Below are 13,430 nucleotides of genomic sequence, written 5' to 3' on the forward strand. Positions count from 1 at the left end.
AAGCCCCCGGCCTGAAAAGACCGGGGGCTTTTTCATGGGCGTTTGCTAAGGGCAAGCAGCATCAAAGCAACTACCGCCAAGGGAAACGCGAACACGCCCCAACTCTGCAGCAGCAACCCCCCCGCTAACCCGCCACCGGCAATGCCCAGGTTCCACACGGTCACCAGCATCGATTGCGCTGCGTCCGCCGACTCGCCAGCGGACTTGGCCAGAGCGGCTTGTAGCAAGGCCGGCAGGCCACCGAATGCCAGGCCCCAAACCGCTACGGCGGTGTAGATGACCGCCGGCGAGTCGATCCAGAACGCCAGCGCCAGCGCCGACAGGCCAAACAGCGCGCAACTGAGCAGCACCAGCGGGCGCAACCATCGATCGATCAGCAGGCCCACCAGCCAAATGCTCAACAACGCCGCGAGGCCAAACACCAGCAGCACCCGGTCGATATCGGCCTCGATTCCGGCGTGCTCCAGCAGTGGGGCGATGTAGGTGTAGAGAATGTTGTGGGCCAGCACGTAGGTAAAGGTCACCCAAAGCACCGGGCGAATGCCGCGCAACGTCATCACCTGGCGCAGGCCCAGGCGCTGTTGTGCCGCTTGACCGGCAAAGTCCGGCAGTTGCCAGCGCGCCCAGAGCAGTAGCACCAGCGTCAGTCCGGTCATGATCGCAAAGCTCAAGCGCCAGCCAACGAGAGTGCCCAGCAGTGTGCCGGCCGGCACGCCCAGGGACAGGGCCAGCGGCGCGCCAAGCATTGCGATGGCAATCGCCCGGCCTTGCAGATGAGGGGCGACCATGCGACTGGCATAACCCGCCAACAGGGCCCAGAGCAACCCGGCGAATACCCCGGCGAAAAAGCGCGCTACCAGCGTAAGCCCATAGTGACTGGATACGGCAGTCACGCTGTTGACCAGGGCAAAGCCACTAATGGCCACCAGCAGTAGAGGTCGGCGGCGCCAACCACGCGTCAGCAGCGTCAAGGGGATGGCCGCGAGCAACGATCCAAGGGCGTAGAGGGTGACCAATTGGCCAACCAGGGCGGGTGACACGCCCAGGCCTGCGCCCATCTGCGGCAGAAGCCCTGCGGGCATGGCTTCGGTGAGGATGGTAATAAATCCTGCGCAAGCCAGGGCCAGCAAACCACCGAGCGGCAGCGCGTCAGGCTGGGCGTTCGCCGGGCAATGGGTCAGTGACGGGTTGTCGCTCATAACGCTCTATCCATATAAAAGGGGCAAGGCGGCAGAGTAAGGGGCTGTGGTGCGCGGAAAAACAGGCTAAGGTTCCGAACTTATCGGACGTGGATGTCCGTAATCGGTCGGGGCGTCATCATGGACAGCTTGAGCAGCCTGTCGGTATTTGTGCAGGTGGCGGAGACACGCAGCTTTACCGTTGCGGGCCGTGTGCTGGGGGTATCCTCTTCGGCCGTGGGCAAAAGTATCGCGCGCATGGAAGAGCGCTTGGGCGTAAGGCTGTTTCACCGCAGCACGCGCAGTATCACGCTGACCAGCGAAGGCTCACTGTTTCTTGAGCGTTCGCGGCGTATTCTGGCCGAGGTCGAGGCGGCCGAGCAGGAGTTGACGGACGCCAGCGCCACGCCCCGGGGCAAGTTGCGCATCAGTCTGCCGCAGGTGCGCGGGTTGTTGATGCCGGTACTCAGTGACTTTATGCGCGCCTACCCGGATATCGAGCTGGATGTGGATTTTTCCGACCGCATGGTCGACGTGATCGAGGAAGGTTTCGATGCGGTGATTCGCACGGGCAAGCCGGAAGATTCGCGCTTGATGGCGCGTCATCTGGGCTATTACCAGTTGGTACTTGTCGGCACGCCGGGCTACTTCGTTCAACACGGCACCCCGCAGCAACCGCAGGACCTCAGCAATCACGCCTGCTTGCGCCACAAATTCTGTACCACCGGCAAGCTGGAAAACTGGCCGTTGCGTCACATCTCGGGCGCCGCCGAGCCCACGTTGCGTACACCGCTGGTCAGCACCACCATCGAGTCCCTCAAGCATGTGGGGTTGGGCATCGCCTGCTTGCCGGACTACATGGTCAACGAGGCCGTGCGGGAGGGGCGCTTGCAACGGGTGTTGGATGATTATCTCGAACACCGTGGCAGTTTCTGGCTGCTGTGGCCATCAAGTCGCCATGCCTCAGCCAAGTTACGCGTGTTTATCGACCATATGTACGCCGGGCTTTTCCCCGTAGGCACCGCTGTGTAGGCTTGTGACGTTTTACCGACAGGAATGCGCGCGCCAAGGCCTCGTTCTGTTGCACAATACCGCCCAGATCGTTTTCCTCAGGATTTTCAATGTCGACATCATTTCACTTGCGTAGCCTCGGCTTGGCGCTGGTGTTGGCGGGCGCCACGGGCTGCTCGTCACCCAAGACCGCTATTTACGAGCACGAGAATTTCGACGACTCCGGTACGTTCTCCCGTGATTACCCGGTCAGTGACATCGCCGCGTGCGAGGCCGCGCGCCGTGCACTGCTGAGCCAGGGTTACATCATCACCAGCAGCGATCCGAAGCTGGTGGTGGGTAACAAGAGTTTCCAGCAGACCGGCGAAACTCATCTGCAGATCAGCTTCAACGTGGTGTGTGCGGACGATGGCAAAGGTAAAAATCATTCGACGATATTTGCCAACGCCCTGCAGGATCGCTATGCGCTGAAGAAGGTCAATAACTCCGCAAGCCTGGGTGTGGGCGTGTTGGGCTCGGTATCGATGCCGATCGGCTCCACCGACGACTCGATGGTGAAGGTGGCGAGTGAGACTGTCTCGGCACCGAAGTTCTATGAGCGGTACTTTGCGTTGGTGGATGTATTCCTGCCGCAGGAAGTGAAAAAGGCTGCGCATATTCCCGAGCAGCCTAAGGCGGAGTTGGGCGTGCCTGAGCCTAAAGCCGCGCCGGCCGCCGAAAAAGTTGAAGCGCCGAAGCAGGAGCTCGCCGCACCGGTTGTTTCCGAGCCGGTCGCACCTCCGGCCGAGCCCGCACCGATTGCTCCGCAACAAGAGCCAGCGGCTCCCACGCTGCCGCCGCCGACGGAAGCTATTCCGCCCCTGCCGACGCCTTCCCAGTGACACCGACGGCCTTCGACGGGGCGGGGCTGATTGGCACCTGATAAATTCTTGCAGCGCTGCTACGTTTAATCCTGTAGTGCAGGAACGTCATGGCGCTGACATTTTTTCGTCATGACGGCACTTTAGGCTGGTCTTGTAGGTCATTAACCTGCAGCCGCTTTCACCCTAAAGGAGCTTAATATGGACGATTATCAGGAAGAACTGCTCGAGTACCAGGCCTTTGAATGGGATCCGCTGGACCCCGCCGACGATGCCACCGAGCTATAAAACCGATTTCAGGCGGAATGCCGCTGACTGCGGCGAAACTCCCCTGGGGTCTGGTTGTTCCACCGCCTGAACGCTCGTTGAAAGGCTTGAGCCGAGGCAAAGCCGAGCAAGTAGGCAATCTCGCCGAATGCCAGTTCCGTATCGCGAATGTAGGTCATAGCCAGGTCGCGGCGGGTATCGTTGAGGATCGCCCGGAACTGAGTGCCTTCTTCGGCCAGTTTGCGGCGCAGGGTCCAGGTCGGCAGCTTCAAGCGCGCCGCCACTTCTTCCAGGTCGGGCTCCCGGCCACCATTGAGCATCGGCCCGAGCAAACGGGTAATGCGCTCGCGCAGGCTGCGGGTGCGGGTCAACTGCTCCAACTCTCTTTCACATAGCTGTAACAGCAGGTGCCAGGTGCTTGGGCAATGCTGCGGGTTGCGCAGGGCCAGGGTTGGTTGGCTTAGGCGCAGTTGATTGGCGTCGGCGCCGAAGTGGACCGGACTGTCGCCCAACGCACGGTATTGTTCACTGTAGTCCGGTGCGTCGAATTCGATCTCGATGCGCTGCGCCTGCACCGGTTGCTGGGCCAGACTCGACAGTTGGTGCAACCAGCCGGCGATGATCGAGTCGACCACAAAGCGGTTATAGGCGTTGTAGGGGCTGATGGAATAGAAACGCAGCCAGGCGCCTTCGGCGTCTTCATGAAAGCTCGATTGCCCGCGATAGTTGGAACCATACAGCGCTTCAAAGCGCGTGAGGGTGCGGGCCGCTTCGCGCACGTTGGGCGCCTGGGCGGCCGTGACGCCCGCCAGGCCGGCCTGGTTCAAGCGGCTCAATTGGCCCATGCGCAGGCCAAGGCCCGGGTCGCCGGTCAGTTGGATGGCGGCATGGCCCAGGCGCATATAGCGCGGGATCGACAAGCGTGCGCCGGCTTCGGCGAGCCGCGCCGGGTCCAGGCCGTATTGCAGCAACAGCGGTTGCGGGTCCAGCCCGTGGTGGGTGATTGCGTCGGCCAGGGTGTGTACGAAGCCCACCGACATATCCCCCAGGCGTACCGGCTTCACGGCGTTACAACCAGAGATTCAGCAAGCGCGCACCACGGGCGTCGCCGTCGGCGAACACTTGACCGTTGCTGCTGAGAAAGCTCCGGCCGGCGCTGCCCAGGTCCCAGAACTGCCCGCGCAAAAACACACTCATGCCTGCGGTGGCCTGGCTGATGGGTTGCTGGCTGATCAAGGTCAGGCGCCGCCAGGCTTCGCCCTCGCTGAGCTCTTCGGGTTTGAGGCTGATTTCCGTGGGCGTCGACACGCTCTTGAAGCCGCGCCATGGGCGGTCCCACGTGTCGCGCCCGATGACAAACGCGGGGACGGCGATCAACTGGGCGCCTTGCTCATTGAGCTTGCGATAGTTGTCCGGGTACCAGCTGTCGCTGCCGATCAGGATGCCCAGGCGGCCGGCCGGGGTGTCGACCACGCTGACGGTGTTTTCATCGCCTGGCGCAATGAAACCGCGCTCGTCGTAGATCGGGTAGAGCTGACGCTGCGGCTGGCCCAGGGGCAGGCCATCGGCCGCAAACACCAGGCTGGCGTTGTACAGCGCGCCATCCCCGACCTGCAGTTGCCCCTGGCTTACGCTGGGGTTGGGCAGCGCGATGGAGCCGGCCACCAGGGTCACGCCAAACTCCTTGGCCAAGCCGCCGAACAACACCTGGTAGTCCCGCGCCATCGCCGGGGCTTTCATGCGTAAGTAAGCGTCGTCCATGCGGTTGTCGCCAGTGGCGCTGATCCAGGCGCGCATGAATTGCACCGGGTTGCTGATCGACAGCCAATTCATCGCGTCTTTCAGATGGGGCGCCTGATACAGCTCGTTTTTTTCGCCGCTGAGCATCAGCCAGGTGCCGATGTGTTCCGGCAGCACTACGATGGTTTTTTCATTGAGCAGCCCCTGGTCTCGGGCCGTTTGCAGGTAGGCCGCGAGCTTCAGGTGCAAGCGTTCCAGGCTCTGGTAATCGCCGGGGAACAGTTCCGGCTGGATGCCCAGCAGGTTGCCGCGATCGGCAGGCTGGCCCTCGTTGACGGCCAGGGTGATGCGCAGGTCGGACAGGTAATGCGCCACGGGGCGCTCCTGGGTCCAGACCAGATAGGCGGCGACGGCGGCAACCAACGCCATGGTGACGGTAAAAGCTAGAAGTTTACGCATGGGGGAACAGACAACGGACCAAGTGCAGGGTTCGCGACTAGGTTAGGGCCCGTGGCTCTGCTTGCCAAGGGGGGCTGTGCATTTGGATCAATAACTTGTCAGTTTCAGTCATTGAGCCCTAGCCGATCGCCTCTTAGTCTGTGGGACATAAACCGATGGCAAGCCGTTAGAGCGTGCCACGTCCCGTGATGATCCGTTGTGGAGCTTGACCATGACCGCTGCTGCGTACCCGCACCTGCTGGCCCCGTTGGACCTGGGTTTTACCACCTTGCGCAACCGTACCCTGATGGGCTCGATGCACACGGGCCTGGAAGAAAAACCGGGCGGTTTCGAACGCATGGCGGCCTATTTCGCCGAGCGCGCCCTTGGTGGCGTGGGCCTGATGGTCACCGGCGGCATTGGCCCGAACGATGAAGGTGGGGTGTATTCCGGCGCGGCCAAGCTGACCACCGACGAAGAGGCGCAGAAGCACAAGATCGTGACCCGCGCCGTACACGCCGCCGGCGGCAAGATCTGCATGCAGATCCTCCATGCCGGTCGTTATGCCTACAGCCCAAAGCAGGTTGCACCGAGCGCGATCCAGGCGCCGATCAACCCGTTCAAGCCCAAGGAACTTGACGAAGCGGGCATCGAGAAGCAGATCCAGGATTTCGTCACCTGCTCGCTGCTGGCCCAGTCTGCCGAATATGACGGCGTGGAAATCATGGGCTCCGAAGGCTACTTCATCAACCAGTTCCTCGCCGCCCACACCAACCACCGTACCGATCGTTGGGGCGGCAGCTACGAAAACCGCATGCGCCTGGCGGTGGAGATCGTGCGCCGGGTGCGCGACGCCGTCGGCCCGAATTTCATCATTATTTTCCGCCTGTCGATGCTCGACCTGGTGGAAGGCGGCAGCAGTTGGGAAGAAATCGTGCAACTGGCCAAGGCCATCGAGCAGGCCGGTGCGAGCATTATCAATACCGGGATCGGCTGGCACGAAGCGCGTATCCCGACCATCGCTACCAAGGTGCCGCGTGGCGCGTTCAGTAAAGTCACCGCCAAATTGCGTGGCGCGGTGCAGATCCCGCTGATCACCACCAACCGCATCAACACCCCGGAGATTGCCGAGCAGATCCTCGCCGCAGGCGATGCCGACATGGTCTCGATGGCGCGGCCGTTCCTCGCCGACCCAGAGTTCGTCAACAAGGCCGCCGCCGGCCGTGCCGATGAAATCAACACCTGCATCGGCTGTAACCAGGCCTGCCTGGACCACACCTTCGGCGGCAAGTTGACCACCTGCCTGGTCAACCCACGCGCGTGCTACGAGACCGAACTCAACTACTTGCCGGTCAAGCAGATCAAGAAAATCGCCGTGGTCGGCGCCGGTCCTGCGGGCCTGGCCGCGGCGACGGTGGCGGCCGAGCGCGGCCATCAGGTGACATTGTTCGATTCGGCCAGCGAGATCGGCGGCCAGTTCAACATCGCCAAGCGCGTGCCGGGCAAGGAAGAGTTTTTCGAAACCCTGCGTTACTTCAATCGCAAGTTGCAGACCACCCATGTGGAGCTGTGTCTCAACACCCGTGTCGACGTCGCGCAACTGACGGCGGGCGGGTACGACGAGATCATCCTGGCCACCGGTATCGCACCACGCACGCCGGCGATTCCGGGCATCGACAATCCCAAGGTGCTGAGCTACCTCGATGTGATCCTCGAGCGCAAACCGGTGGGCAAGCGCGTCGCGGTGATCGGTGCCGGTGGTATCGGCTTCGACGTGTCGGAGTTCCTCGTGCATCAGGGCGTGTCCACCAGCCTGGACCGCGACGCGTTCTGGAAAGAGTGGGGCATCGACACGCAGTTGCAAGCGCGTGGCGGTGTCGCCGGGATCAAGCCTCAACCCCACCCGCCGGCGCGCGAGGTGTTCCTGTTGCAGCGCAAGGCCTCCAAGGTCGGCGATGGGTTGGGCAAGACCACCGGCTGGATTCACCGCACCGGTTTGAAGAACAAGCAGGTGCAGATGCTCAACAGCGTCGAGTACCTGAAGATCGACGATGAGGGCCTGCATATCCGCATCGGCGCCGAGGGCGAGCCGCAGCTGTTGGCGGTGGACAACATTGTGATCTGCGCCGGCCAGGACCCGTTGCGCGAATTGCAGGACGGCCTGGTCGCGGCGGGCCAGAACGTCCACCTGATCGGTGGCGCCGATGTGGCGACCGAACTGGACGCCAAGCGCGCCATCAACCAGGGCTCGCGCCTGGCGGCTGAGTTGTAAAATGCCTGGAAGGGGCGGTGTTAGACTATCGCCCCTTTTTTCATGCGGACTTGCCCCGATGGGCCCTTTCGATTGGCTTCCCCATGCGCCCCTGGAACCGCTGCCGCTGGATTGGCTGAACGGGGTTGAGTTGGCCGTGCTGCGCCTGGACCGTATTGACCCGCTGATCAGCGGCAACAAGTGGTTCAAGCTCACCGAGCACCTGGCCCAGGCGCAACAGGCCGGTGCCGGCGGGATCATCAGCCTTGGAGGGGCGTACTCCAACCATCTGCATGCGCTGGCGGCGGCCGGCAAGCGTTTTGATTTTCCCACCGTCGGCCTGTTGCGCGGCCATCCCCAAGACACGCCCACTGTCCTCGACCTGAAAGCCTTCGGCATGCAGCTGCATTGGCTGGGTTATGGCGGCTACCGTGCGCGGCATGAGCCAGGTTTCTGGCTGCCGTGGCGCGAGCAATATCCCCATCTCTATCCAGTGCCCGAAGGCGGCGGGGGCGTCGCCGGGGCGTTGGGTTGCGGCGTATTGGTCGAGCAGGCGCGCGCGCAGTTGAGCAACGTGGGGTGGGATGATTACGACGCATGGTGGCTGGCGGCAGGCACCGGCACGACGCTGGCCGGGCTGGCATTGGCCGAGGAGGGCGCGCACCCGGTGTACGGCGCAATGGCGGTGCCGGACGATCACGGCGTAGCGCAGAACGTGCGCGCCATTGTGCAGGGCGGGCATGAGTTGTTGGACGCCAGCCGGGGCGGCTTCGCCAAGGTCGACCGGTTATTGCTCGACTTTATCGAGACCACGCAACAGGCCTGCGGCTTACCGCTGGAGCCGCTCTACACCGGCAAAGCACTGCTGGCGTTGAAGCAACAGGTCGCAGCCGGACGCTTCCCTGCGGGCACGCGTCTGATCTTCGTCCACACCGGCGGCTTGCAAGGCCGCCGAGGGTTGGCTGCCTAGCGTTTGGGGATCATGCGCAACACCGTGTTATCACGCATGAAGTAGTGGTGGTACAGACCGGCCGCTGCATGCAGGCCGATCAACCAATAACCGATGGCACCGCCCAGTTCATGCCACTCTTTGATCTGCTTGGACAAGTCCTTGTTTTCGCCGATCAAGGGCGGTAACTCGATTCCGTAGAACATCACGGAGTGCCCTTGAGCGCTGACGATCAGCCAGCCGGCAATCGGCATGCCGATCATCAAGGCATACAGCGCAATATGCATCAGGGTCGCGAGCAGGCTCTGCCATTGCGGCGGTGCCGGTACAATCTTCGGCGCAACCCCCAGCGAGCGCGCAAACAGGCGCAGCCAGACCAGCACAAACACGGTCAGGCCGAGCATGTAGTGCATTTCCACGATCAGTGCTCGCCCGCCACTGCCTTTGGGGAAGATCCCGCGAAACTCAATACAGGCGTAAACCACCGCCAGCAGCACAAGCATCAACCAATGCAACGCTATCGACATAGTGCTGTAACGTGACTCGGAATTTTTCCACGGCATCGCTTGGTTCCTCTCTCATCAGGGCAAATCTCCGTTCTTTGGCGACGAAGTTCTTTTACTTTAAGCCTGTTTTGCGGGGTTTGCCCGACGTGAATGCCGTTGAGTTGACCTTGATCAGTGGCTTTGCGGCATTTCACCACGTGCCAGGCGCCGGTTGATGTCGGCGATCACCCCTGGCAGGTCGGTGATGGTGTCGATTAGGTAGTGCGGCCGCGAACCTTCGAACAGGGCTTCGATACGCGTGCGCTCGCGGGCCAGGGCGGTGCTGTCCAGGGCTCGGAACTGTGCGTAGGTCAGGCCCAGGGCGTTGCCGGAGCAGGTCAGGGCCACGGTCCACATCCCGGCGCGACGGCCTTCGAGAATGCCCGGCACGGTGTCGTCGACCTTGACGCACGCCGCTACATCGTCAATCCCCAGGGCGATCACGTTGGCCAGCGCCTGCGCCGGCCATGGGCGGCCATTAGGCACTTCGTCGGTGGCGACCACGTGGTCGGCGACGTAGCCGTTGGTGGCGGCCAGCGCGACGACCTTGTCCATCACTTGCTTGGGATAGCCGGAACAGGAGCCGATCTTGAGCCCTTGCGCACGCAGCGCAGCGATGCAGTCGAGGGCGCCGGGGATCAGGGCCGAGTGCTCGGCGATTTTTTCGATCTGCAGCGGCATGAAGCGCTGGTAGATCGCGGTTACGTCGTCATCGGTCGGCGTGCGGCCGAACGCCTTGCGGTAACGCTCGGCGACCTGCGGCTGGTTGCACAGGGTGCGGATATGCTCCCATTTGCCCATGCCCATCGGGCCACGGGCTTCCTCGATAGAGACGTGCACATCGAACTCGGCGAAGGCTTCGACAAAGATCTGCGTTGGGGCGAACGAGCCGAAGTCGACCACGGTGCCGGCCCAGTCGAGGATGACGGCCTGCAGGGTGTCGGGATGTTGATAGTTCATGGTTCAGATCCTGTGGGTAAAGGGCAATCAGATGTCCAGCACTTGCATTTCTTGCAGTACCTGCGCAACCGCCGCGACCGCCGCACGCATCTCGGCCGCATTGACGTGGCCGATGCAGCCCACGCGAAAGGTGTCCACCTGGGTCAATTTGCCCGGGTACAGAATGAAACCCTTGGCCTTGACCCGTTCGTAGAACGCCTTGAACTGGTAGCGCGGGTCTTTCGGCGCATGGAAGGTGACGATGATGGGGGCCTGGATCGCCGCCGGCAGAAAGCTGCGCAGGCCCAGTTCGGCCATGCCTTCGAGCAGCACCTGGCAATTGTTGGCGTAGCGTCGGTGGCGCGTGGGCCGGCCGCCTTCTTCGTGGTATTGCAGCAGCGCTTCGTGCAGCGCGGCGACCACGTGGGTCGGCGGGGTGAAGCGCCACTGGCCGGTCTTGGCCATGTAGTGGTGCTGCTCGAAGAGGTCCATCGCGAGGGAGTGACAGTTGCCTTGGGCGGCGCCCAACGCGCGTTTTTCGGCGAAGACAAACCCCATGCCCGGCACGCCTTCCAGGCATTTGCCTGAAGCAGCGATCAGGGCATCGAACGGCACTTCGCGGGCATCGATCGGCAGCGCGCCGAAGGAACTCATCGCGTCGACGATCAGGCGCTTGCCATGCTGTTTGACCACTTGGGCGATCTGCGCCAGCGGGTTGAGGAGGCCGGTACTGGTTTCGCAGTGGATCAACGCGACGTGGGTGATGGCCGGGTCGGCGTGCAGCAGGCGGTCGACGTCGGCGGCGCTGGCGGGTTCGTCCTCGGCGGTTTCAACGGTGGTGAAGTCGCGGCCGAGCACTTCGCAGATCTTTGCCAGGCGCTTGCCATAGGCGCCGTTGATCAGCACCAGCACCTTGCCGTCGCGTGGCACCAGGGTGCCGATGGCGGCTTCGACGGCGAAGGTGCCGCTGCCTTGCAACGGCACGCAATGGTGGCTGTCTGCGCCGTTGATGATCGCCAACAGTTGCGAGCAGACGCTGGCGGTCAACTGGTTGAAACGCTCATCCCATGAACCCCAATCCACCCGCATTGCCTGGCGGGTGCGGGCAGAGGTGGTCAGGGGGCCAGGGGTCAGCAGGATCGGCGCGGCGGTGCTCATCTCAAGTCCTTGCAAGGTGTCGGGGGTTGACGTTACGGCGCCTAAATTGCAGTTTGGCTTGTCATCAATCAAATTGTTTGTTGTTATGCGAGCTATCAGTTAGGCCGATAATCAGGTCAGTCAGCATGAACTTGTTCCAACTACGCGCATTCGATGCGGTGGCCCGCGAGGGCAGCTTTACCCGTGCGGCGGCGCGGTTGTTCATCAGCCAGCCGGCGGTGACCGGGCACATCAAGGCCCTGGAAGAGCGCTACCAGATCCCGTTGTTGCGCCGCACTGCGCGACGTGTGGAGTTGACCGAAGAGGGCACACGCCTGGCGGCGCTCACCCGGGCGATCTTCGGCCTGGTGGATGAGGCCCAGGCGCTGCTGGAGGCGAATCGGCAGTTGCTCACCGGGCGCCTCGAAGTCGCGGCGGATGGCCCGCACCTGGTGATGCCGATGATCGCCAGCCTGCGCGCGCGCTACCCGGGCATTACCGTTAACCTGCGGCTGGGCAATGCCCAGGAAACCCTGGCGGCGCTGCTGTCCGAGCACGCGGATGTGGCGGTGCTCACCGAAGTTGAACCGCGCAACGGCCTGCACCTGCAAGCGTTGAGCGAGTCGCGGATCTGCGCGTTGGTACCGGCCGGCCACCCGTGGGCGACGCTGGCCGAGGGCATTCAACTGGCGCAATTGCACGAGGTGATCATGGTGCTGCGCGAGCCCGGGTCCATCACGCGGCGCACCTTTGACCACGCCTGCCTGGGGGCGGGTGTGCAACCGAAAGTACTGCTGGAGTTGGACAGCCGGGAGGCGGTGACCGAAGCCGTTGCCGCGCAGTTGGGGGTGGGCGTGGTGTCCTCGATGGAGGTCAGCCCGGACCCACGCGTGCGTGCGCTGCCGATCCACGGGGAGGGGCTGGTCAACCGACACAGCCTGGGGTGCATGGAGCGCCGTCGGTCGCTGCGTTTGATTCAGGCGTTTTTCGAGCTGGCGCCGTGAAGGTTTTTTGGTGGAACGTTGCGTTTTTGCCCTATAAACTCTGCCCCCAAAGCGCTGGCCAGTAGACGTCTCGGCGCGATGGACGAGAAAGAGAGTGAGTCATGGGCGCACAGTGGAAAGTCAAACATAAAGAAGCGGCATCCAATGCCAAGGGCAAGATCTTCGGCAAACTGGTGAAAGAGATCACCATCGCCGCCCGTAACGGTGCCGACACCGCGACCAACGCCCACTTGCGTCTGGTGGTGGAGCAGGCCAAAAAAGCCTCGATGCCCAAGGAAACCCTGGACCGCGCCATCAAGAAAGGCGCCGGTCTGCTCGGTGAAACCGTGCAGTACCACCGCGTGACCTACGAAGGGTTCGCCCCGCACCAAGTGCCGTTGATCGTTGAATGCGTGACCGACAACATCAACCGCACCGTGGCGGAAATCCGCGTGGCGTTCCGCAAGGGCCAGTTGGGCGCTTCCGGCTCCGTGGCCTGGGACTTCAACCACGTCGGCCTGATCGAAGCCGCGCCGGACAGCCCGGATGCCGATCCTGAAATGGCGGCCATTGAAGCGGGCGCCCAGGATTTCGAAGAGGGCGAAGAAGAGGGCACCACTCAGTTCATCACCGAAACCACCGACCTCGACGCCGTGCAGAAAGCGCTGCCGGAGCAGGGATTTACCGTGCTGTCGGCCAAGCTGGGCTATATCGCGAAGAACCCGGTGTCGGGTTTGACCGACGAGCAGATGGCTGAAGTCGAAGCCTTCCTCGAAGGCCTGGACAACCACGATGACGTGCAGGATATGTTCGTCGGCTTGGCTGGCTGATTCGTAGCTGAATAAACGCGCTCCAAACGGTGGGAGGGGGCTTGCTCCCGATAGCGGTGCCTCAGTCAACGATGATGTTGAATGTGCTACTGCCATCGGGAGCAAGCCCCCTCCCACATTGGGTTCAGTGGTGTGGAATAGACTGCGTTGCAGCGCCCTGGTTTCCACGATGAGCAGATTCGAAGCCTTTCTCGAAGGCTTGGCTGGCTGATTCGTAGCTGAATAAACGCGCTCCAAACGGTGGGAGGGGGCTTGCTCCCGATAGCGGTGCCTCAGTCAACGATGATGTTGAATGTGTTACT

General features: G+C 62.5%; 12 protein-coding genes. 6 read left to right on the top strand and 6 right to left on the bottom strand.

Going from position 1 to position 13,430, the window contains the following annotated elements; genetic code table 11:
* Positions 1 to 32: 32 nt before the first annotated feature.
* Positions 33 to 1,199, bottom strand: a complete 1,167-nt coding sequence (locus ACP7CJ_RS22885) for an MFS transporter (protein WP_426102118.1) — start codon at positions 1,197 to 1,199, stop codon at positions 33 to 35.
* A 120-nt stretch (positions 1,200 to 1,319) separates the two neighbouring features.
* Between ACP7CJ_RS22885 and ACP7CJ_RS22890 the strand changes: the two genes are divergently transcribed.
* Together ACP7CJ_RS22890 and ACP7CJ_RS22895 are read left to right on the top strand one after the other, a co-directional pair.
* Positions 1,320 to 2,210, top strand: a complete 891-nt coding sequence (locus ACP7CJ_RS22890) for a LysR family transcriptional regulator (RefSeq protein ID WP_426102172.1) — start codon at positions 1,320 to 1,322, stop codon at positions 2,208 to 2,210.
* Positions 2,211 to 2,299: 89 nt separating this feature from the next.
* Entirely contained in the window at positions 2,300 to 3,070 is a 771-nt protein-coding gene (locus ACP7CJ_RS22895) for a DUF2242 domain-containing protein (RefSeq protein WP_276193609.1), read from the top strand.
* Between the two features lie 275 nt (positions 3,071 to 3,345).
* On the opposite strand, the gene ACP7CJ_RS22900 is transcribed toward ACP7CJ_RS22895, so the two are convergent.
* Together ACP7CJ_RS22900 and ACP7CJ_RS22905 are read right to left on the bottom strand one after the other, a co-directional pair.
* Entirely contained in the window at positions 3,346 to 4,380 is a 1,035-nt protein-coding gene (locus ACP7CJ_RS22900; RefSeq protein WP_276193608.1) for an AraC family transcriptional regulator, read from the bottom strand.
* 4 nt (positions 4,381 to 4,384) lie between these two features.
* On the bottom strand, positions 4,385 to 5,515 hold the full coding sequence (locus ACP7CJ_RS22905) for a carbon-nitrogen hydrolase family protein (RefSeq protein ID WP_276193607.1): 1,131 nt from the start codon (positions 5,513 to 5,515) through the stop codon (positions 4,385 to 4,387).
* A gap of 211 nt (positions 5,516 to 5,726) precedes the next feature.
* On the opposite strand from ACP7CJ_RS22905, the gene ACP7CJ_RS22910 reads away from it, so the two are divergent.
* Positions 5,727 to 7,766: an NADPH-dependent 2,4-dienoyl-CoA reductase gene (locus ACP7CJ_RS22910; RefSeq protein WP_276193606.1), complete on the top strand. Its 2,040-nt coding sequence runs from the start codon at positions 5,727 to 5,729 to the stop codon at positions 7,764 to 7,766.
* Between the two features lie 58 nt (positions 7,767 to 7,824).
* Complete coding sequence (locus tag ACP7CJ_RS22915) at positions 7,825 to 8,715, top strand: 1-aminocyclopropane-1-carboxylate deaminase/D-cysteine desulfhydrase (RefSeq protein ID WP_276193605.1); 891 nt, start codon at positions 7,825 to 7,827, stop codon at positions 8,713 to 8,715.
* On the opposite strand, the gene ACP7CJ_RS22920 is transcribed toward ACP7CJ_RS22915, so the two are convergent.
* The 3 genes from ACP7CJ_RS22920 to ACP7CJ_RS22930 all read right to left on the bottom strand — a co-directional run bounded on the left by ACP7CJ_RS22920 (position 8,712) and on the right by ACP7CJ_RS22930 (position 11,336).
* Positions 8,712 to 9,257 carry a cytochrome b gene (locus ACP7CJ_RS22920; RefSeq protein WP_276193604.1) on the bottom strand — a complete coding sequence of 182 codons (546 nt, stop codon included), beginning with the start codon at positions 9,255 to 9,257 and terminating at the stop codon, positions 8,712 to 8,714. The two genes, ACP7CJ_RS22915 and ACP7CJ_RS22920, sit on opposite strands and share 4 nt — an antisense overlap.
* A gap of 114 nt (positions 9,258 to 9,371) precedes the next feature.
* The gene (gene phnX, locus ACP7CJ_RS22925) at positions 9,372 to 10,199 is read right to left on the bottom strand and encodes a phosphonoacetaldehyde hydrolase (RefSeq protein WP_276193603.1); all 828 of its coding nucleotides are present in this window, start codon (positions 10,197 to 10,199) and stop codon (positions 9,372 to 9,374) included.
* 27 nt (positions 10,200 to 10,226) lie between these two features.
* Positions 10,227 to 11,336 carry a 2-aminoethylphosphonate--pyruvate transaminase gene (locus ACP7CJ_RS22930; protein WP_426102120.1) on the bottom strand — a complete coding sequence of 370 codons (1,110 nt, stop codon included), beginning with the start codon at positions 11,334 to 11,336 and terminating at the stop codon, positions 10,227 to 10,229.
* 125 nt (positions 11,337 to 11,461) lie between these two features.
* Here ACP7CJ_RS22930 and ACP7CJ_RS22935 point away from each other — a divergent pair, with 125 nt between their 5' ends.
* Together ACP7CJ_RS22935 and ACP7CJ_RS22940 are read left to right on the top strand one after the other, a co-directional pair.
* A complete protein-coding gene (locus ACP7CJ_RS22935) occupies positions 11,462 to 12,319 on the top strand; it encodes a LysR substrate-binding domain-containing protein (RefSeq protein ID WP_426102122.1) in 858 nt (285 codons plus the stop codon).
* A gap of 101 nt (positions 12,320 to 12,420) precedes the next feature.
* Entirely contained in the window at positions 12,421 to 13,128 is a 708-nt protein-coding gene (locus tag ACP7CJ_RS22940; protein WP_276193600.1) for a YebC/PmpR family DNA-binding transcriptional regulator, read from the top strand.
* Positions 13,129 to 13,430 lie beyond the last annotated feature (302 nt).

The organism is Pseudomonas sp. PSPC3-2 (genome assembly GCF_049897085.1).
Lineage (GTDB): Bacteria > Pseudomonadota > Gammaproteobacteria > Pseudomonadales > Pseudomonadaceae > Aquipseudomonas > Aquipseudomonas paraveronii.

Excerpts from the sequence above, each read along its gene's own strand:
- ACP7CJ_RS22895 (WP_276193609.1), top strand. The coding sequence starts at position 2,300 with ATGTCGACATCATTTCACTTGCGTAGCCTCGGCTTGGCGCTGGTGTTG.
- ACP7CJ_RS22905 (WP_276193607.1), bottom strand. The coding sequence starts at position 5,515 with ATGCGTAAACTTCTAGCTTTTACCGTCACCATGGCGTTGGTTGCCGCC.
- ACP7CJ_RS22885 (WP_426102118.1), bottom strand. The coding sequence starts at position 1,199 with ATGAGCGACAACCCGTCACTGACCCATTGCCCGGCGAACGCCCAGCCT.
- ACP7CJ_RS22910 (WP_276193606.1), top strand. The coding sequence starts at position 5,727 with ATGACCGCTGCTGCGTACCCGCACCTGCTGGCCCCGTTGGACCTGGGT.
- ACP7CJ_RS22930 (WP_426102120.1), bottom strand. The coding sequence starts at position 11,336 with ATGAGCACCGCCGCGCCGATCCTGCTGACCCCTGGCCCCCTGACCACC.
- ACP7CJ_RS22935 (WP_426102122.1), top strand. The coding sequence starts at position 11,462 with ATGAACTTGTTCCAACTACGCGCATTCGATGCGGTGGCCCGCGAGGGC.
- ACP7CJ_RS22920 (WP_276193604.1), bottom strand. The coding sequence starts at position 9,257 with ATGCCGTGGAAAAATTCCGAGTCACGTTACAGCACTATGTCGATAGCG.
- ACP7CJ_RS22890 (WP_426102172.1), top strand. The coding sequence starts at position 1,320 with ATGGACAGCTTGAGCAGCCTGTCGGTATTTGTGCAGGTGGCGGAGACA.
- ACP7CJ_RS22915 (WP_276193605.1), top strand. The coding sequence starts at position 7,825 with ATGGGCCCTTTCGATTGGCTTCCCCATGCGCCCCTGGAACCGCTGCCG.
- phnX (WP_276193603.1), bottom strand. The coding sequence starts at position 10,199 with ATGAACTATCAACATCCCGACACCCTGCAGGCCGTCATCCTCGACTGG.
- ACP7CJ_RS22940 (WP_276193600.1), top strand. The coding sequence starts at position 12,421 with ATGGGCGCACAGTGGAAAGTCAAACATAAAGAAGCGGCATCCAATGCC.